This window comes from Rania fehmarnensis (assembly GCF_056494185.1).
The window spans coordinates 7,521,674-7,541,960 of sequence record NZ_CM151398.1 but is presented as its reverse complement, the minus strand read 5'-3'; the positions used below and the strand labels follow the sequence as shown (position 1 = coordinate 7,541,960).

Genomic DNA, 20,287 nt, shown 5'->3' with positions numbered 1-20,287 from the left:
TCCTTTCGCTCCGCGAAAGGCAAGCCACTTATTCCTCCCATTTTTAGCCTCTACTTACCTGTTGCGCCTTTGACATGCGGTTCCTTTTGCGGAGCAAAAGGAACCGCTGGAAAACTAATCGAGATCAAGTCTTGTGAATGAGAAAAATGCTCGCCCGAAGTTGCTGGATGCTGACCAGTTGTGCATGAGGCACTTGCGGATCGGCTGGTGGTCGCTACTTGTGTTCTTGACGCTGGGGATTGTGCTGGAGAGCTTGCACGGGTTCAAGATTCAGTGGTACTTAAGCGTAAGCAACGATACGCGGCGCTTGATGTGGACTTTGGCCCATAGTCACGGAACGTTGCTCAGCCTGGTGCATTTGGCCTATGCGTTCACTCTCAGCAAACTCGATCTTCCCAGTAGTGCGAAACGCGCGTGGGGATCGGTATGTTTAATTGGTGCGGGTATCCTCATGCCCCTAGGATTTTTAATGGGGGGTGCGATCCATTATTCAGGCGATCCGGGACTGGGCATACTGCTCTTGCCGCCGGGAGCCTGCATGCTGCTAATCGCTGTGTTACTCATAGCCAGCGATGTGTCGAGTACTCAGCGTCTGAGATGATTGGGAGGGTTGCCTTGGTTGACATGTCAGCCTATCTGGCTGATTGATATCGGGCAGAAAGTTGTATAAGCGCGATTGAAAATTTGTTTACATGGCTGGGCAATTCTGTCAGAATGCGTCCGATTTGTGCCGTAGCTAGTTTTTGCGGCGCTTTCAAATCCCTCATATTTATTGAAGCTTAAAACCTCAGAGGAGATTGCCATGGCAACTGAAAACTCGCCGAATTCTACAGAGCCTCAATTGCCGGTTACTTCCCCAGGGTTAAGTGCGTGGATTCTAGCGGTAGGTGTGGCCTGTATTGTGGGTTGGTTGGGATACAACTATCCGCCCATTGTGTGGCGCATTCCCGACGACATGATTCACATTGGCGCACTCAGTCCGCCAGAGGATCAAGCCAAGTTGCACGCAGTTGAGGTAGCCAATAAGTGGAAGAATACGCTGTTGAAGTTTTCGTTGGCAGGTTTAGGCATTGGCCTCTCGGGCGCATTGCTCTATGCAGGCAGTCTCGGCAGGCATTTGTCAACAGCCGGGGTAACGTTGGGGGTTGGCGTGGTGGCCGGTGCCATTTCAGGTGTCATCAGTTTGGTGCTGCGTCAGTATCTTGACTTGGAATATCCTCTTCCGCTGATCAGCGATCAGATGCGACCACTATTTTGCGACGCCGTGGTCTTCGGCGTCGGTAGCGCCATTCTGCTGTTGCCTGTATCGGCCTTGTTGTGGATGCGCAAGCTGCCTGAAGATCGCCAGAAGGCGCTTGCTGTACCGCTGGCAGGCTTGTTGACAGGCGTCTTGGTGCCCACAGTGGCGGCCGTCATTTCCCCCAAGACCAACACAACCTACTTTCCTCCGATGGGTTTGGATTTAACCTTCATTTGGTTTGCAGTCTTGGCCGTGATTACTGTAGTGTTGCTGATGATGGTAGGCAAGAAACCAGTTGCGACCAACGAAGCGATCGCTTGATCCAGCGCGCACATACTAACTTGACTGATCATTTCCATGGGTATGCGTGCGCGTCTAGCGAATGCCAACCGCCCCTGCTGGTATGGGTACCGGCATGGGCAGCGGGCCATCTGGCTCATATCTTTTTGCATGGTCACTTTCTGTATGGTTACGTTGGGGTGCACCCAGAGGTCGGCACCTGATCCGAAGCCGAGCGCAAGTTTATCTCCGTCGACTAGTAATCAGCCTGGCCAACCGCCGCCTCCCGCTCTCTCAGTAGCAGAGCCGGCGGCAGGTTCACAAGCGTTTCGCGATGTAACTGCTCAAACGAGCATCGCCTTTCGATACAGCAATGGACGTGCAGCGGGCGAATACGCCATTCTCGAGTCGCTCGGGGGTGGCGTGGGCATGGTGGATTACGACGCGGATGGTCGCTTGGATCTGTTCTTTCCCGGTGGTGGCGATCTAAGAAATAAAACAGTTACCGCGCTGCCAAGTGGCTTGTTTCGCAATGTCAGTGATTGGCGCTTCGCTGCAGTGACCAATGCGGCTCATGCTTTGGCCGCACGGTTCTTTACGCATGGCGTCGCAGCCGGCGACTTCGATGCTGACGGTTTCAGCGACATGGCGGTCAGTGGCTATGGTGGAGTACAGTTGCTGAAGAACCAAGGAGATGGCACCTTTATCGAACAGGGGCCGTTGGTGGCCGACGTTCCGATCAATTGGAGTTCTAGCCTGGCTTGGGCCGACTTGGATGGCAACGGCTACCTCGATCTCTATGTAGCGCATTACGTTGATTGGAGCTGGCTGAATCATCCGCAGTGTGCGGGTCAAGGCGATGTAAAACGCGAAGTCTGCACACCTAAAGACTTCACCGGTATCCAAGATGTGATCTACTTCAACGATGGCCAAATGCCGCTGCGGGCCGACACCTCCGCCATCGGTATCGAGAAGAATGGCAAAGGACTGGGTGTCATCGTTTGTGACTTGAATGCTGACCACCACGTAGACATTTATGTGTCCAACGATACGACGGACAATTTTTTGTACCTCAATGATGGTCAGGGCAAGTTCAGTGATGCCGCGGTGCTGGCCGGTGTTTCGGGCGATGATAAAGGTATCAGTACCGGTAGCATGGGGCTGGTAGTTCTGGACGCCAATGCCGATCGCTTGCCTGATGTGCTCGTGACCAACTTTGAACGCGAACTGACGGCTTTGTATCGTAATGATGGTCAAGGACTGTTTACGTTTGCCAGTCGTCAGGTGGGGCTAGCAGCTTACGAGGCCACTTTCGTGGGCTTCGGAGCGGTGAGTCTGGATTACAACTTTGACGGCCGATTGGATTTAGCGATTGCCAATGGCCATGTTTCGTATGCTTCGCCCTTTGCGCCTTATCGGCAAGTGCCACTGTTATTGCAGAATGAACGCGGGGCCACCTTTCGGCGTCAGATCAACGTCGACTGCTTTACCAAAGCTAGGACTGGCCGCGGTTTGGCTGCGGGCGATTTAAATAACGATGGAGCTGCGGACCTGGTCTTCTCTAACTTGGAGGACCCAGTCGAAGTGATAGCTGCGCCCAGTCCTGCTGAGATGAACTGGGCTAGCGTGCAGTTGGTGGGTGTCCAGAGCAATCGAGACGGCATCGGAGCCAGCGTGCTTTTGCAGCAACACGAACCTGTGCAATGCAAATTCGTATGTGGTGGCGGCAGTTATCTATCGCAAAGCGATCTGCGGCCACTGTTTTATTGGCCCCGCGGCAGCGCAAATGCAGCAGCTGACGCCAGCGTCGAAGTCGTTTGGCCCACCGGTCAAAACGAACAGTTCGTGATCCAGCCCAATCAAGTCAACCTCTTGCGAGAGGGCAGTGGACAGAAAAGACAATCCCATGAATAGCCTTATAAATTGTGCATGCGCCTGGCGGAACCTCAGCGCGCTGGGTGTGCTACTGCTGGTTGGATGCCCTGCTCGGCAAACGCCCCCAGCCCAAGTGGACCAAAAGACCAAAGACCAGATCGCGGCAATTGCGGCGGGCAAAACTGCGACCGTTCCGCCGGACTCGTTACCTGGCGCTGGCCCAGACGCTTCACCTTTCACTCATGAAATCGATCGCTTACCGGAAGGCTTGAAATTTCGTGAAGCTACTCAAGCGCTGGATCGTGGCGACGCCAAGACGGTCGAAGTCATTCAAAAAGAGTTGGCAGCCAGTCCCAAGTACAGTGCTTTGGCACAAGCCATCCAAGGACTTGTCCTGATTCGCGAGGGCAAGTTCGATGAAGCCATTCGCATCGCTGAAGATATCTCCGCGATACCTGTCATGCAGGCCGAATCCTACGTTATCGCCGGTGAAGTCTTTCAGCGGCAGAATCGATTGAGCGAAGCGCTCGCTGCCTTTCAAAATGCAGTGGCGATCAATCCTCAACACGTGCGCGCTCAGCGCTGGTTAGGCGTCGTCTATTACGACACCGGATCGATGCGTTTGGCGACCAGGCATTTGCGCATTGTGGGCGAACTCGACCCGCGTGATGTGAACTCATTGCTGCTGTCAGCCAAGATCAATCAAGAGTATGAACAGTACGAAGAGGCCCTGCGCGATTATCGCGAGGTATCGAATCGCAAGCTTGATGAGAACTTGAAGATATTTGTGGCTGTTAAGCAAGCCGAATGTTTATGCGTGCTTCGCAAGCTCGATGAAGCGCGTCAAGTCTTGTCTGCTTGTCCAACTACTCCTGCCGTCGTGGCTACACAGGCTACGATTGCGGAAAGCGAAGGACAATTTGATCGCGCAGTGGAACTGGCCAAAGATGCGTTGGCCCATTCAACCAATCAGCGCACCGCTGTATTGGTTTTGGGTCGTGTGTATGTAACGGAGCGCCAATGGTTGCCTGCCGTGGAAGTGCTAGAACCGCTGGTCAAGTCGGCTCCTTTTGATCATGAGCCACGACTGTTGTATGGTCGTGCTCTGATGGGAAAAGGCGACAACGAACATGGGCAACAAGAGATCAAGCGGGCAACGGAATTGAAGGATGACGTGCTGAAATTTGCAAAATTGCACGAGAGTGCCATGGCTCAGCCTGAGGACGCCCAGCTGCGATTTGAGCTGGGGCAGATGGCTGAAAAACTCGGCAAGACGCAGTTAGCACGGAGCTGGTATACCGCCGCACTGGGATTGTCCCCAGACCTCGCTGGAGCGAAAACTGCCCTTAACAGGCTAAATTCGCAGCCATAGGGTAGGTTAATGAACAACGCGTTAATTTGAGCATTTATGGCTGTGACGTTTCACCATATTTACAAAATAAAGTTGTTTACTTCCCCATTGGCGAGTTGTACAATCGCATCCGCCTTCTTTTTTCTCTGACCTTTTGGTTTTCATTTGCCCCAGTCGAGGGCAGGAGGATGTGATGAAGCGAGGTTCTGATCGGAGATCAGCTTTTACGCTGGTCGAATTGCTGGTGGTCATTGCCATCATCGGCATTCTGGTGGGTTTACTCCTACCAGCAGTCCAAGCAGCCCGTGAAGCTGCGCGACGCATGCAGTGTTCCAACAACCTGAAGCAAATTGGTCTGGCGATTCACAACTACGAAAGCGCTTACAAGCGTTATCCAAACGGCACAGTTGACGACGACCCCAAAGAAGTCGCTCCACGTCGTTTGTGGGAGGCAGGTAACCACCGCAAAGGAACGACACTGGTCAAGTTGCTACCTTACATTGAGCAAAACGCACTCTTCAATTCGATCGATTTCAAGTACGACGTCGAAGCTCAGTTGAACGGTGGTGTTGGTCCTGGACAGCCTGTGCCCACGACACCTCGCGTTGACATGCGCAATGTTCCCATGTCGGTGTACCGCTGCCCCAGCGACGGTACCTCAGGCCGCGTGTTGTCGCAACAGAATCACCTGTACAACTACTCGCTGTCCATTGGAAACAACAACATGGATGCCAACGGTGGTTGGTGCGCTGTTCACCCCAGCAATACCTATCTCACGCGATCTGCGGGTATCATAGGTGGTAATCTGTTCAACAACGGTGCCAATGGTCACGGTTGGTCCGGACCTTATGCTCAGAGCGCCAACATCAGTGGTGTTATCAGTCGTTGCGATTGGTCGGCCAAGTTCAGCGATTTGGTTGACGGCACTTCCAACACGATCGCTGGTGGAGAAATTCTGCCCAGCTGTCATGATCACCATCGCGGTGGTGGCGGTTGGTACAACTCCAACGGTCAGTGGACTGCCACGACGCCTAAGATCAACTTCAATACCTGCCGCAAGCAAGGCATTGACGACAACTCGAACAATTGCAACTCGTTCAACGTTTGGATGACCTCGGGCGGGTACAAGTCCGATCATACTGGCGGTGCACAGTTCGTGTTGGGTGATGGATCGGTCACATTCCTATCGGAATCGATCGACTACACCACCTATCAACGTTTGGGATCGCGTAACGACGGTGAGCCTACGGGCGACTACCAGTAAGTTTTGTCGAGGGGATTGTTTATCAACCAATTTGCCGGCGACGCGTTTGGCGCGCGCCGGCGATCTTATAGAGGAGATGTTTACGTGCGGTTTTTGATGCTTTTGATTCCCGTGATCGCATTCTGTGTAACAGGTTGTGGTGGCGGTGCGAATCCACCGGTTCCTGCATCAGGTAAAGTGCTTCTGAGCGGGAAGCCAGTTGACGGGGCCGTGGTAACGTTTTTGAGTAAGAGCGGTGGTCGGTCAGCGAGTGCAAAAACCGAGGCGGACGGTACTTTTAAGCTCACCACGGTCAATACTGGAGATGGCGCCCCTCCTGGTGACTACGTGGTCACGATTGCCAAGCAACAAAGCAAGATTTCAACGTCTGAAATCGATGTCAGTAAAGGGCAATATGGCGAAGCGTACGGCCAAATGATGGGCGCTGCAGGCAAGAACCAAATGGCCAAAGTGATGAAGGACTTGCTGCCGGACAAATATGGCAAGCCGGGCGAAAGCGGACTCGTGCGCACGGTTGTCAAAGGTGAAGCCAACGATTTTACCTTTGAGTTGTAAACCAACATTTCAACTCAATTAATGGCGAGGCTCCTGATGAAGGGGCCTCGCTTTTTTTATATACTTAAGAAAGCGTAAGCTTCGATGGTTCCAGGCGCGGTAAGTTCGAGTCTCTCGTGAAATCGCTTGCATCTCAAAATGTAACTCGGCTGTCGCGTGGCCGACTGCTGTTGATTGCCTTGTGCCTGTTAGTTGCGGTCGCCTGGATCGTTGATACTCCCGCCCAAATCTGCTGTTCACTAGCGAACTCGGCGTTACACGATAATCAACCGCATGCCGCCTTGCGCTGGGTTTCTAGAGCTCGAGCCCTTTCCTCTCGACAGGGACCGGCGTTACTGTTGGCTGTGCGTGCACACCTGCAACTCAACAAAACGCAGGCCGCCGGCCAATTGCTGGACCTGGCTCGGCGCTATGCTCTACCACCAGATAGCCTGCAAGCGTTTGCGGACACAGTAGCGGCTCAAGCTGGCGATGGCGCCGCGGTTGAAAAGCTGATGGCTAACGAGTCGCAAGTGGAATTGCCCAGCGAGGCCTATGAAGCGATCGTGCGTGGCTCTTTTCAACAGAACAATTTCCAGCGCGCTCAATTGGTGCTCGATGAACTGCAACGGGTGGGCACTGCGCCGGCACTGGTTCACTACTTGAAGGGCCGCTTGTGCGAGATCCTGGACGATTATCCAGGCGCGGTGGAAAACTATCGCGCGGCACTGAAGGACAATCCGCACAGCGCTCGCGCCGCCTTTCGGGCTGGCAAATGCCTGCATCATCAACGCATTTTCGATCAGGCGGCTGAGAACTTCAGCCAGCTGCACAGCGGCACATACCAGGCGATTGGACAGATCGAATTGGCCGACTGCCTGGTAGAACTTGGCCAGCCGGAACAAGCGGCCGAGCTAATCGCCGCGCCGCTGGCTGTGCGCCCACGCCAACTGCAATCGCTCTATCTCGAACTGGACGAGTACATCGATAACGATCGGGCGGCAATCACGGCAGCGCGAGTTGAAGATGCTCGCGACCAAAGCGAGCGGACGGTACAGTTGCTGGAACGGGTCCTGGCGTTTAATCATCGCGATTTCGAAGCCCGAGCGTTGTTGATCAAACACTTGCAGCTCCTCAAACGTAATGCAGAAGCAGACAAAGTAGCGGCCATTCAAAATCAGATGGTGCTCAATCGCCAACGATGCCGCGAGATTCGCCAGCAACTTGACAATGACTCAACAAATATGGCCCTGCGATGTCAACTGGCAGAATTGTATTGGCAAACCGAATCGGAAGCCGAAGCACGGTTAATGATCAAGGAAACGCTGCAGTTGGATCCACAATATGTGCCAGCTCAACAGCTGCTCGCCAAGTTCGAAGCAGCGGCGAAGAAACCAACTCAATCAGAATCCCAGCCGTGAGATCGACTGTCCGCTTCCGCTTCATGTTGCTGCTGTCACTAACGCTCTGGGCTGCGCATGTGGGATGCAAGCCAACGGCACCAGTCACTAGTGATGGTCAAAGCCTTGGCAAAGCTGCATCCAACTCCGCCTCCGCCGCCCGAGTTGTGTCCCAGCCAGCCAGGTTCGCCATGCGGACCAGCCATGTATTGAAGGATTGCGATTTCAGCAATGGTCGTGAGGCCGGACTGAATACGATCCTCGAAATTGTGGGTGGAGGCGTCGGCTGTTTCGATTACGACTGCGATGGCATTTGCGATTTTTTGTTCGCGCGCGGTGGGCATATCGACTCTGCCGCGCGTCAAGTAACTGGCTTGAACGTGCATTTGGTGCGTGGGCTGGGCAACTGGCAATTCACCTCGGCCAGCCAGGCGGCCGGCTTCGATACCTCGCGGATTCATTCACACGGAGTATCGATGGCTGATTTCGATCAAGACGGTTTTGATGATGTCTTAGTTTATGGATACGGAGGTGTCGAACTGCTGCACAACTTGGGTGATGGCACGTTTGAGCAGGTGGCTGCCCAATCAGGCTTGACCCAGCGCGCGTGGACGACCGCCGTAGCCTGGCTGGATATCAACGGTGATCAGTCCCTTGATCTTTTTCTAGGTTCGTACGTCGACTGGAACTTTGATACACACACGGTCTGCCAGAGTAAGTCAGGCCAGAACGATGTTTGTTCGCCCAATGTTTTTGCAGGACAGAAGAACACAGTTTATTTAAATAACGGCGATGGCACATTTGCCTCAGCGCCCGAATACTTGCCGGCAACTCAAGCCGCGAAATCCTTAGGCGCCGTAGCAGCGGAATTCACCCCTGGCAACGGCGTCAGCCTGTACGTGGCCAACGATCTGATTGCCAATTTTCTGTTTACCCGCACCAACGGAAAGCTACAAGAACAAGCGTTCGCGTTGGGAGTGGCGGTAGACGACGCGGGCGTAGCCAACGGCAGTATGGGCATAGCTCTGCTGGACTTCAATCTCGACCAAAAAATGGACCTGTTTGTGACCAACTTCGAACACGAGAAGATGGCTTTGTATCTCAATCGGGGCAGCGATGGATTTCATCATTACTCGCGCCAGGCAGGGCTCAATCGCAGCGATTTACAGTTGGTGGGTTTTGGCGTCGTCGCCGCGGACTTTGATGGAGATGCTGACGAAGACATTATCTTCAATAGTGGGCATGTGCACTATCAACCAGATGTCGGAACCATGGCGCAATTGCCCGCCTATTTGTCGAACGAAGCCAGTCGCAAGTTTGCTAAGCTGGTTCCGGAGTGCGAATTTTTTACTACGCCTAGCGTCGGCCGCGGACTAGCCACTGCAGATATCGATAGCGATGGCGATCTCGATTTGGTGGCCACCTCCTTGTTTGGACCACCCAAACTGATCGAAAATGTAACTCCGACTACCCAGTGGTTGACCATTCAGCCCATCGGCCTGCAGAGCCCACGCAGTGCCCATGGAACCACCGTCGAGGTCAGCGTAGGCAAATACAAACTTACCCGGCAGGTGTATGGTGGTGGCAGCTACTTGTCGCAGAATCAATCGCTGGTCCACTTTTCGTGGCCTCGCGATGATCATGATGCCTCCGAAGTTCATGTGAGCATTCGCTGGCCCTCGGGAACGATCAGCCAGTTCGATGCTAAACCATGTCAACATAGAATTGTCTTAGAACGATGAGACCCGCGCAAATACGATCGAGCGTTTGGATCTTGACAGGCCTCGCACTGTGCGGTCTCGTGTTCAGCTTGTCTGCTTGCACACGCCAGCCACCGAGTAAGACATCTAGCCAGCCATCAAGTAAACCAACGCCCGCCAATCCTTCGCAACCTGCGTCTAGCCCTCGACCGGCTCAGCAAGTCAACTCGGCGCGTTATGAAGTAACGACCTTCGAGATGCCGCGCGTCAAGAATCCTGGTTACGTGGGCTATCAAAAGTGCGCTGCTTGTCATGACAAACGCGTCCAAGAGTGTGTTGATAGCAGTCACTTTCAAACTTGTCGACAACCCCAACTGGATCGTATGCCCGAGGTTTTCAGAAGCTCAGATCCCGAAAAACGCACGCTGCGCCTACCAGGCTCGGATATTTCTTTTTTAATGTCGGTTACCGATGATGGCAAGTTTTTGCAGTCTGCCCGGCGTGGGGCAACTGACACGCCCCATCACTCAACCATCGATTTGGTTTATGGAGCTAAGACTACTTCGGACGAAGTTTATCTTTCCTGGCATGCTGATGATTCGATGTGGGAGTTACCGGCAGCTTGGATCTATGCCGATGATTGCTGGGGGGCGGCTGGATTTGACCGTAGCCACGGGACTGATTTTGCCAGAGAGTTGACTCTGCGTTGTTTTGAGTGCCACAACACCTGGTTTGAACATGTGCCTGGAACGCTGAGCACTTATCGTCGCGAGGGGTTGTTGCTGGGCGTAACCTGCGAACGGTGCCACGGACCCGGCCAGGAACATGTGGCTTATCACGAAGCGCATCCGCATGAAACAGAGTCGCGCGCCATCGTGTACCCAGGTGGACTTGAGCGTGAACGACTGATTGATGTGTGCACACAGTGCCATGCCAATTCGATTCGGCATCGCGGACCGGCCCTCAGTTATCGACCAGGACAAGTGCTGGCCGATCACTATCGCAGCGTGGCTCCCAAGTACAGTGAAGACGACCACGTCGCTGATCAGATAACCGCTTTGCGCCAAAGCAAGTGTTTTCAGAAAAGCCAAATGACTTGCATTACTTGTCACGATCCACACCTGACGGCCTCGGCCGCCCATGGCGCGGACTTTCAGCAATCATGCCTGCAGTGCCATCAACCGCATGCGTGTACAGAACGCCCGCGTCTACCGGTTCAAGTGGCCGATAGCTGTGTGCAGTGTCATATGCGGAAGTACGCCAAGGTGAATGTCAATTTCGATACTGCCGATGACGCGTACCTGCCACCTGTGCGCCGCTCGCAGCATAACATCGCGGTGGATCGGGTGGCCACGCAAGAGGTTTTGTTGACCTGGTTTCAGTCCCAGGTCGATGACCAATCCCAGTCGCGGGCGGCGGAACTACAAAGCTCATTGATTGATCATTGGCAAAAGACAGCTGCAGGATTGGCTGCCGCTGGCCGCTTCACCGCGGCTTCGGCGGCAGTGCGTGAACTCTTGCGTATAGCGCCAGAGGTCGACGGCGGTAAGCAACTGCTTGTTCAATTCACACAAAAGCAGCGCGAGTTCGACGATCTTTTTAATCTTGCCGAACACAATCGACGCGAAGGCCACGATCGTGAATCGCTTGAACTGTTCGAAAAGGTATTGGCTATTCGTCCCGACAATGCCAAAGCCGTAGGACGCATGGGAGCCATCTATGCCAAACTGGGCAACCGCGTTTTAGCCGAGACGTATTTGAAACGCGTGGTTGAAATGGACCCAGACGACCAGTACGGACTGTCGATGTTGGCGTGGATCGCGTTGGGGGCTGGGCAATTCGAACAGGCGGCAGAGTATTATCGACAAGCCGATGCCATTGAACCGTTCAATAGCAAACTGAATGGATTGTGGGGATCGGCTTTGATTCGCGCGGGCAAAATGCCCGCAGGCATCGAACGTCTGCAAGTCGCTCTGCAGAGCGATCCCAAGAATTTGCAAGCACTACGCGAACTGGCTCAGACTTACATGGCCACTTCTGAATTCCCAGCAGCTGAGCCGTGGGCCAAGCGAGTTGCCCAGTTGACCGGTCATCAGAGTGTGGCAGACCTAATGAACCTGGCCGAGTGTTATCTAGGCATGGGTAACAAAGGTTTCGCAGCGGATGTGGCTGGACTGGCTATGGTACAGGCTCAGCAACATGGCCCAACCTATGTCGCCAAAATTCAAGAGTGGGCCACAGCCAATCAAGTACCGTTGCCTTGACGTGTTTATTCCCGGACTCACAGTGCTCCGGGAACGTGGATACTATAGACATTCAAAGGACTTCGGGGTGCACTGGCAATGCGCAGCATAGCCAGTGCATGGAACGAAGTGATGCCGTTGGCGAATGAGTGCCCTAATCCCGAAAGGGACGCGTCTACGTGCTTAGAAATAATAGCCGCGGATGCCGCCGTAATGGGCGTTCAAGAAGAAACCCAAGCCGGCGATAATGCCGCCCAAGATCAAGCCAAAGATACCCGATTTGTTATCGGCCCAGGTCGTGATGCCATAGTACATGTTGAACAGTGGAACCAGCAGCACTGCAAAACCTTTGCCCACACTCGACTTGAAGGCGAACACCGCGATGCTCAAATGAGCGAAGAAAGTGATCAAGCAGCCCACTGCCGCCAAAGTCACTCCGGCCACGACTCCAAAATGTTCGCGCTGTAATTTGCCCATGAACGTGCTTTCGGGTTCCGGTTCATTTAAGGTGGCATCGACCACGATGATACCGGCCATCCCCAGGCACAGACTGCCAAAGAGAAACGAGACGAGCATCCACCACGGAAACCCGGCCTTGGCATGACGTTCTTCCGACACGTTTTCCCGCAGCATGTTCGATGCAGCTTCTTTGAGAAACATGTTGTCGAACTCTTCTTCTTCGGCGTTGAATTTCACGCCGATCGCCTGTTCGCCCGTTTGCAAGTTGAATCCGCAACCGGTGCATAAGACAACACCACGCGCGATACCGGCGCCACACTTGGGGCAGGTTGGACCTTTCTTTTGTACCAGGCCAACTTCGTCGAACAGTTCATCCATTTTCGGTGTAGCTACTGCCACTGGCGCAGCGGTTCGGGCTGCAGGTGCGGTTGGTTTGGCAGGGCTGGTCGCCGGTTTGGATGCCGGTTTCGCAGTGCCCGGTTTCGCAGTGCCCGGTTTCGCCGCGGCCGGTTTGGCGGTATTAGGTTTGGCGTTGTCGGACTTGGCAGCACTAGGTTTGGCTGCAGCCGGCGAGCCTGACGCGGGTATGCGAACTAGCGCCTGGCATTTGGGGCACTTGCCTGTCTTACCTGCTAGCGAGTCAGGAACCGTCAGCGATTGTCCACAAGTACATTTCAGCTGGATAGGCATTGCCAATACGAACCCGTCAGAGGAACCAATTAGGGAAACCCGTATTATAGTCGCCGCAACTCCCGGGCGAAGCCGGCGCGGAGTCAAACATCGCAATCAATCGTCGACAGGACTCTGTAGCGGAATGCGTCAAGCATTTCGGGCTCCGCCATCATCCACGAGCCGATTCATTCAATTTCGAAAGCCTTGACGGCTTCCGCTACGACAGAGATCAAAACCGCTTCGCTATTCAGAGTGCAAAGCCATGCGCGCGGTGCATGATGTCGCGGACTGTTTCCGTAAGCGTGCGCAGGGCAAAGGGTTTTTCTAGCACGGGGCTATCAGCCAGTTCCAGGGCTTGCTTGACTATGGCTGCGTTCAATTCGGCCGTCATCAAGATACACGGCAAATTGGGCAGCTTCAGTCTGCGGATCTCTTCTAGAGTCTCCAACCCACTGAGCCGAGGCATATGCACGTCCAGAATCGCCAGGTGCAAGGTGATCCGCGACTGCACGACCTCCAATGCCTCTTGACCGTCCCCGGCCAGAGTCGTGCGATAGCCACGCCGCTGAAAGGCTTCAGCCAACGCACTGCGCAGGGCAGCGTCGTCGTCAGCGATCAGAATTTGTGGTTCGTTGAATTGCACAGCGCACTCCCGCGTGTGACCCATTGAGGCTTACTGCCGTTATTGCAGTCTCAGGCATCGTCAAATCGTTTGACTGCATTCAGTGTACCAACCCATTTATTATGCGTTGTAGATAGGCTCCAAGCCAACGGGAAACCGGGCAAACGTTCCTTTTTCCGCCTCAATTCTTGCTCATCCTCGTCGGGCAGGGCGAAGTTCCTGAGTCGGACAACGCGCCCCGGCTGGTTCCTTTTTAAAACGCAGAGGCCACAGAGTCCGCAGAGAAAACGCTGTCTTCTCTGCGATTCTCTGCGTCTCTGCGTTAAATAAATGAACCCTCTAATCAAAGTTTCTTCCGGCCACTTGACCACTCGTTACAGGTGAACGATTTGCCGGGTGCTGAGCGGCTGGGGACAGCCGCTCTACAGAAATTGCGGAGCTATTTTGCAGCATTTCTGGCAGTACGTGAGGTACGGACAGCTTGGCTGGGTTATCATTTTTCATAGTTCATTGGAGTCTGGTCTTCTAACGTCATCCCGCCGCACATGAAGTCTCGTATTGGTCCGTTGGCCTTAGAAGCACCTCTGGGAAAGCGTACAGGCTCCGGGCAAGTCTTTCGAGCCATTCATGTCGAACAGCGCAAGCTTTTGGCTGTCCGCGTTTTTCCCATCCCACTGGGACTGACCCCGGAAAGTCGACAGGAGTTTGCGGCCCAGTTAGAAGAGCTGAAGCAACTGCGACACGCCCATATCGTGCGCTGCTACGGAGGCGGATTCGATTCACGCACCGCCTACTTGGTTTACGAACTGGTCGATGGCCAGTCGCTGGATGTTGTCTTAGCTCGCCGTCATCGCCTGCCCTGGGATACCGCCTTGGATTATGGCAAGCAACTCGCAGATGCTCTGCAGTACGCCCATCTGATGGGTTGGATTCATGGTCGTATCCGTCCGGAAAAGTTGATCATCGCCAATCCAGATGCCAGCAACGCTAGCCCGCTGGAAGTTCCGCAGACAGCTCCTGTAAAGCTAACCGACTTCCGTCGCGACGCGATTGCGTCCGCCATAGGGGGCGGACCGCCCACGCTCGAGGAACTCATGTTTACCGCGCCCGAATTGCTCAACATGGGCGCAGTCGCCGATGAGAAGTGCGATCTGTATTCGTTGGGTGCAGTCCTGTACATGATGCTGACGGGCCATCCACCGCTAGTGGCTGCCAATAGTGCAGAATTGATGACAGCACTGCAGAAGACTACGCCTGCCAGTGTGCAGTCGGAAGTGCTGGATTGCCCTGTGTGGCTGAGCGCCATCATTGATCAACTGTTGGCCAAAGATCCGCGGCAACGTCCGTTCGGTGCGGCGGCTTTGCTGCTAGCTTTCAAAGAAGCCGAGCGCCGCCAAAGCGCCGGAGTCGGTGTACTCCAGCACGCCACAGCTGGCTTCAGTCCGTTGCAGTTGAAGCAAGCCGATCGACAAGAAGCGGAAAAGGTCCTGGGCATCAAACCGAAGAAAGAGCGCAAGCAAAGCGAACTTTCGCTCTGGGAAAGCGCTTGGGTACTGGGCGGCGCGCTGGTGTTGTGTATCGCATTGGCGGTGTGGCTGCTGCTGCCGCTGAGTCAAAAGACGTTGCGGTATCGCGCTGAACAGATGATGGCTAGCAAAGAAGAAGACGACTGGGATTACGCGCGCGAGATCTATCTGCATGATCTGGTCGAGCGATTCCCGGATACCGAAGATGCCAAGTGGGCCCAAGAACAAATTGACTTCGTCGATTCGGTCGACGCCCAAAATCGTTTGGAACGCATGGCGCGCTTGAATCGCACACCCGATCGAGAAATCGAACGACGCTACCTGGAAGCGTGGCGCTATGAAAAGTTCGGCGACCGCGTCACAGCTCTCGAGATGTATCGCAGCATGGTAACCTTGCTGAGCGATGACAAGAGCGATTACGCGGTGGTTACTTTGGCCAAACGTCGCATCGCGGAACTCGAAGCCTTGCCGCTGGATGCCGACGAACTGCGGCAACTGCTGGTCGCCAAACTGGAGCAGGCCGAAGCGCTGTTCCAGAAGGGCAGTACATCGATGGCCCGCGAGATCTGGGAGAGCATTCTCAAGTTATACGCAGACAATCAAGAACTGGCCGAACCCGTCACCCAAGCTCGAGAGAAGCTCGAGTCGCTCAAGAAGTAACCCTTCGAAGAGCTTTCACGCACTAGCCAAAAAACAAAATCGCAGCGAAGGTTGGGCCTCCACTGCGATGGTTGTGCTTTTAGGTTTGGCGTTTGGGCCAGTGCCAGCCCGGCGGCAGGTTAGTACAGACCGCTTGGTCCAGTGTCTGGGTTGCCGCACATATGGAAGTGGTTGTGGTCGATGTAGATCACTTCCATCGCTTCCTTGTCTTCCAGTGTATAAGGCACTGGCCAGCCATTGATCGTGCGTTCGCTGAAGTAGATCGTGCACTTGTAGTGTGCATGGTGCAGGCTTGCCATACCGATCAGCGGAATGAACCGCGGTGGGTCGACGTAGTCGGCAATCTTCTCTTTGACGATGCGGACGTTGTTGCGATGCTTTTCGTGCATCAGCGGCAGTCCACCTCGAGTGGGACGGGCTTTTTCCAACGCTTGGATCACTTCGTCATCGCTCGGCGGATCGATGGCGATGGCAGGTCCACCGGAGGTCAAAGGTCCCAAGATCGGTACGCGTGCATACCGCTCGTGGATGTGGAAATCTCGTTCCTCAGTGTCCTGAAAATAAGGACTCACTGGGATGGGGATCGAGAATGGCCCAAGGCTTGGACCGTGAACACCAATGCAGCCAGTCGAAAAAACCGCACATGCGGACATCAACAGACTAGCAGTCAAAGTTGCGAATTTTCGCGACATCGATCGATCCCTCGTATCGACTAACAAGTTGCGAGACCAGGCTAACCATTGCCTTACCGGCTTGCTTGGTCTGTGCCCCGAAGGTCGCTGACCAAACAAATGTCTCATGGTAGAACCAGTTATCGTTGTTAAAGTGCGCCGAACTTGCGGATTTTTCTTTCCATTACGGAAATTCCAGCAGTTTGATAGCATTACGGATTAAGCCGAGGGTGTTAGCCCCGCTCTTTGGAATGCTGTGGCCACAGCCACAGCTTTGATGTGATAACCAAACTTCGCCGCAGCGTGTATTACGCGACAGTAGGAACCGGGGCTAACGCCCACGGCTTAGGAACCGGGGCTAATGCCCTCGGTTTAGAAAGAGGAATTGTATTTATGCTGAATGCCTCACCACTGCTGAAGTGGACCTGGCAAACTACGGTGTTCGTCTTTGCACTGGTTATGCTGCTAATCTCCAGCGGCTTCTGGCTATGGGGGATGGGGCAACATGCTTTAGGACCTTTTTCAGCCCAACAGTGGCCGCTTGTGCTAGCAGTCATTGGTGGCGGCGGTCCATTGGTTTGGGAACTGGCCAGCGAACTGATTCACGGACGTTTTGGTTCCGACTTGCTGGCCGCGATTTCAATCGTAACGTCACTGGTTCTAGGCGAATATCTGGCCGGCACCATCGTGGTCATGATGCTTTCGGGTGGTCAAGCGCTGGAGAGTTACGCTGTCCACAATGCCTCATCTGTGCTGAACGCACTGGCGCAGCGGATGCCGCGCGTGGCTAACCGACTGGAGAACAACCAGGTTCGCGAGGTTTCGCTCGATCAAGTCCAACCGGGCGATACGCTGGTCGTGGGAGCCAAAGAAATTTGTCCGGTCGATGGCATGGTGATCGAAGGTCACGGTGCCATGGACGAATCGTATCTGTCTGGCGAACCATACCGCGTTCCCAAGTCGGTTGGTTCGGAGGTCATTTCTGGTGCGATCAACGATCAGGCCATACTCAAGATCCGCGTCGTGCGCGCGGCGGCCGATTCGCGTTACGCCAAGATCATGCAGGTCATGCAGGATTCGGCTCAGCGCAAGCCCAATCTGCGGCGTTTGGGTGATCTGCTGGGAGCCTGGTACACGCCGCTGGCTCTGATCATCGCTCTGGCTGCCTGGTGGGCTAGCGGAGATGTCATCAGGTTCTTGGCAGTGCTGGTTGTCGCCACGCCCTGTCCGCTGCTGCTCGGGATTCCCATCGCGGTTATCGGCACGATCTCTCTAGCGGCCAAACGCAACATCATCATCAAGGATCCCGCCGTCTTGGAACAGATAGCGCTAGTGAAGACCGCGCTGTTCGACAAGACAGGCACTTTGACCTACGGTCGCCCTACGGCCTCAGAATTGGTCGTAGGCGATGGATTTACCAATGATCAAGTTATCTCATTGGCCGCATCGCTCGAGCAGTACTCGCGCCATCCGCTCAGCGGTGCGGTTCAAGATGCGGCTCGTCGCCAAAACATCGCCGTGCGTGAAGCGAGCGAAGTTGAGGAGTTGCCCGGCAATGGTCTGGTAGGACGTATCGATGGTCATCGCATATGGATCACTAGTCGCAAGTTGCTTGCTCAATCCGAACCAGCCCTGGTGGCTCAATTGCCAGAACGCACCGGCGGTTTGGAATGCATTATCGTTGTCGATAATCGCTTGGCTGGCGTAATGCGTTTTCGCGATCAGATCCGTCAGGATAGCGGCAATTTCATTCGTCACTTGCGCCCTAGGCATGGAATCACACGCACGCTGTTGGTATCGGGCGATCGCCAAGAGGAGGTGCGTTACTTGGCCCAGCAACTGGGTGACGTCGAGATTCACGCTAGCCAAAGTCCAGAACAAAAAGTGGAGATCATACGTCGCGAATCGGCTCGGGGCCCGACCATGTTTGTCGGTGATGGCATCAACGATGCCCCTGCCCTGGCTGCGGCCACAATCGGAGTCGCCTTTGGAACCACCAACGAAATTACATCCGAAGCGGCCGATGTCGTCGTACTCGACGGATCGCTGCGCAAGATCGATGAACTGCTGCATATCGGTCGCCGCATGCGGCGCATCGCTTTGCAGAGTGCGATAGGTGGTATGGCGCTCAGCATAGCGGGTATGTTTCTGGCGGCAGCCGGTTACTTGCCACCGGTCGCCGGTGCCATCGCACAAGAGGTCATCGACGTCGCTGCCATTCTAAACGCCCTGCGAGCCGCCTGGCCTCCGAAAATACTCAGCGACCAATAGGCAGGCTTCCACGGAACTCGCCTCGGTGAAAGCACGAATGATTGGCAAGGGGCCGTCGCCGAACTCGCTCTAGCTAGTCAGTCGAGCTTCCACTGACACAAGTCGGGCGCTTCGCTTCATCGAGTTATTGAAATGGTTTGGCAAGTCGATGAACTACCGTGGCTGGCTAGAATCGCTTCCGGCGGCACTCGGATGGGACGATCGAGTACGAGTACCTCTTTTGCCCACGATTAAAGCGAAGCGCCCTCCGCGGTCAGTGGAGGCATGAGGCTATTGCAGATACAACTTGGCGTTATGCGTGGCGCGACCGACAGCGACGATATCGTTGCGACCATCGTTGTTGAAGTCGGCCACAATTAGATCTTCGACCGCGACGCCACCAGCATCGATCAGCGTTCGCGTCCATGTCTGTCCAGACGCATCGGGATCGTACACGCGTACACCACAGCGATGAGCGTCTGTTTGATTATCACGCACGCCAATGACCAGTTCGTCAGCCGGGTCATCATCCAAGTTGGCACAGGCGACCGCATGCCCCCAAGCCAATTGTTCGTCGATGACTAAACGGGGCCATGGTGTTTGCGATTTCCAGGCCTGCGGAGCAACATAGACGACGACCTTGTCGCCATGCCACGGTTCGATCGTGGCCACGTAATGCGTACCACCGGCCAGCTGGCCATGTCGAATTTCGCTGGCACCACGTGCCGGTGGCGACTGTTGCTGACCGATGCCTATTTGTGTCAGCTGGCTAACGTGACCTTGCCGGTCCAGTTGCAGCCACGAAGCACCTTCATAGCTGGCGCATAACAATTCAACCTGGTTGTCCGCATCCAGATCGCAGGCTTGGAAATTGTGCATGACGTGCAATTGATCATTCAATACACGTGATTGCCACTTGGAGGCATCCGTGACGGAGTCGGGTGCGGGTGGAGTGTAGGCCATAAGTTTCACTCCGGTCTGGTCAAAGCCCGGCGCTTTACTGGCGGCGCCTTTTAAAGGCGCGACGACCAAACTGGGTTGACCTTTACTGAGCTCAACCCAGTTCATGCGATGGGTGGTGGGTTGACTGTCCAGTTCATAATAAGTCCATGTGCCCGCTGGATATTGTCGCAGCCAACCAATCGAACCGCCCGAGTCGGTATTGTTGGGTTGCCAATCGGCGCCCAGCGCCAGGTCCAGCCAGCCATCGCCATCGACATCGTGGGGTGCAAAACAAACGTTATCCGCTTTGGCCTCGGGCGTTGCATGAATGACGTGCTCTTGCCAACTGGGGTTTTCCAACCACAACACACGTTTGGAGTCGACGATGGCGATATCCAGCTGTTTGTCGCCATTGATATCGATAGCCCGCACGGCATAGCCGACGCTCAGCTTCACAGGCAGTTCGATTGTCTGCCACGACTGCGCGCTCACAGGCGACAGACAACATAGGACCAATAGCAGTGGTCGAACAGAGAAGATCATCATGTGCCTCGAGCAAGGTTGGTGGATACCGGCCCAAAGACACGATTATAAGCAAA

The 20,287-nt window shown here is 54.6% G+C and carries 15 protein-coding genes; 11 read left to right on the top strand and 4 right to left on the bottom strand.

Features of this window, described 5'->3' with window-relative positions; genetic code table 11:
• Positions 1-133 precede the first annotated feature (133 nt).
• The 9 genes from SH573x_RS25655 to SH573x_RS25615 all read left to right on the top strand — a co-directional run bounded on the left by SH573x_RS25655 (position 134) and on the right by SH573x_RS25615 (position 11,907).
• Positions 134-601, top strand: a complete 468-nt coding sequence (locus SH573x_RS25655; RefSeq protein ID WP_479350902.1) for a hypothetical protein — start codon at positions 134-136, stop codon at positions 599-601.
• A 201-nt stretch (positions 602-802) separates the two neighbouring features.
• Positions 803-1,561 carry a hypothetical protein gene (locus tag SH573x_RS25650; RefSeq protein WP_479350901.1) on the top strand — a complete coding sequence of 253 codons (759 nt, stop codon included), beginning with the start codon at positions 803-805 and terminating at the stop codon, positions 1,559-1,561.
• Between the two features lie 129 nt (positions 1,562-1,690).
• Positions 1,691-3,433, top strand: coding sequence for a CRTAC1 family protein (locus tag SH573x_RS25645; protein WP_479350900.1), 1,743 nt, complete (start codon positions 1,691-1,693; stop codon positions 3,431-3,433).
• Positions 3,426-4,766 (top strand): tetratricopeptide repeat protein, encoded by a 1,341-nt coding sequence (locus SH573x_RS25640; RefSeq protein WP_479350899.1) that lies wholly within the window; start codon positions 3,426-3,428, stop codon positions 4,764-4,766. The genes SH573x_RS25645 and SH573x_RS25640 overlap by 8 nt, the downstream gene beginning before the upstream one ends.
• A 172-nt stretch (positions 4,767-4,938) precedes the next feature.
• On the top strand, positions 4,939-6,009 hold the full coding sequence (locus tag SH573x_RS25635; RefSeq protein WP_479350898.1) for a DUF1559 family PulG-like putative transporter: 1,071 nt from the start codon (positions 4,939-4,941) through the stop codon (positions 6,007-6,009).
• A gap of 84 nt (positions 6,010-6,093) precedes the next feature.
• Positions 6,094-6,564: a carboxypeptidase-like regulatory domain-containing protein gene (locus SH573x_RS25630; protein ID WP_479350897.1), complete on the top strand. Its 471-nt coding sequence runs from the start codon at positions 6,094-6,096 to the stop codon at positions 6,562-6,564.
• A 116-nt stretch (positions 6,565-6,680) separates the two neighbouring features.
• Positions 6,681-7,964 (top strand): tetratricopeptide repeat protein, encoded by a 1,284-nt coding sequence (locus tag SH573x_RS25625; RefSeq protein ID WP_479350896.1) that lies wholly within the window; start codon positions 6,681-6,683, stop codon positions 7,962-7,964.
• Positions 7,961-9,685: a CRTAC1 family protein gene (locus SH573x_RS25620; protein ID WP_479350895.1), complete on the top strand. Its 1,725-nt coding sequence runs from the start codon at positions 7,961-7,963 to the stop codon at positions 9,683-9,685. The genes SH573x_RS25625 and SH573x_RS25620 overlap by 4 nt, the downstream gene beginning before the upstream one ends.
• Positions 9,686-9,753: 68 nt before the next feature.
• Entirely contained in the window at positions 9,754-11,907 is a 2,154-nt protein-coding gene (locus tag SH573x_RS25615; RefSeq protein ID WP_479350894.1) for a tetratricopeptide repeat protein, read from the top strand.
• 162 nt (positions 11,908-12,069) lie between these two features.
• Here the strand turns inward: SH573x_RS25615 and SH573x_RS25610 are convergent, their stop codons facing one another.
• Entirely contained in the window at positions 12,070-13,035 is a 966-nt protein-coding gene (locus SH573x_RS25610; protein WP_479350893.1) for a hypothetical protein, read from the bottom strand.
• A gap of 229 nt (positions 13,036-13,264) precedes the next feature.
• The gene (locus tag SH573x_RS25605) at positions 13,265-13,660 is read right to left on the bottom strand and encodes a response regulator (protein WP_479350892.1); all 396 of its coding nucleotides are present in this window, start codon (positions 13,658-13,660) and stop codon (positions 13,265-13,267) included.
• A gap of 524 nt (positions 13,661-14,184) precedes the next feature.
• On the opposite strand from SH573x_RS25605, the gene SH573x_RS25600 reads away from it, so the two are divergent.
• Positions 14,185-15,825: a serine/threonine-protein kinase gene (locus tag SH573x_RS25600; RefSeq protein WP_479350891.1), complete on the top strand. Its 1,641-nt coding sequence runs from the start codon at positions 14,185-14,187 to the stop codon at positions 15,823-15,825.
• 119 nt (positions 15,826-15,944) lie between these two features.
• Here SH573x_RS25600 and SH573x_RS25595 read toward each other — a convergent pair whose 3' ends face one another.
• The gene (locus tag SH573x_RS25595; RefSeq protein ID WP_479350890.1) at positions 15,945-16,517 is read right to left on the bottom strand and encodes a hypothetical protein; all 573 of its coding nucleotides are present in this window, start codon (positions 16,515-16,517) and stop codon (positions 15,945-15,947) included.
• A 372-nt stretch (positions 16,518-16,889) separates the two neighbouring features.
• On the opposite strand from SH573x_RS25595, the gene SH573x_RS25590 reads away from it, so the two are divergent.
• A complete protein-coding gene (locus SH573x_RS25590; protein WP_479350889.1) occupies positions 16,890-18,767 on the top strand; it encodes a heavy metal translocating P-type ATPase in 1,878 nt (625 codons plus the stop codon).
• Positions 18,768-19,037: 270 nt separating this feature from the next.
• Here SH573x_RS25590 and SH573x_RS25585 read toward each other — a convergent pair whose 3' ends face one another.
• Positions 19,038-20,234, bottom strand: a complete 1,197-nt coding sequence (locus SH573x_RS25585; RefSeq protein WP_479350888.1) for an FG-GAP repeat domain-containing protein — start codon at positions 20,232-20,234, stop codon at positions 19,038-19,040.
• Between the last annotated feature and the right edge of the window lie 53 nt (positions 20,235-20,287).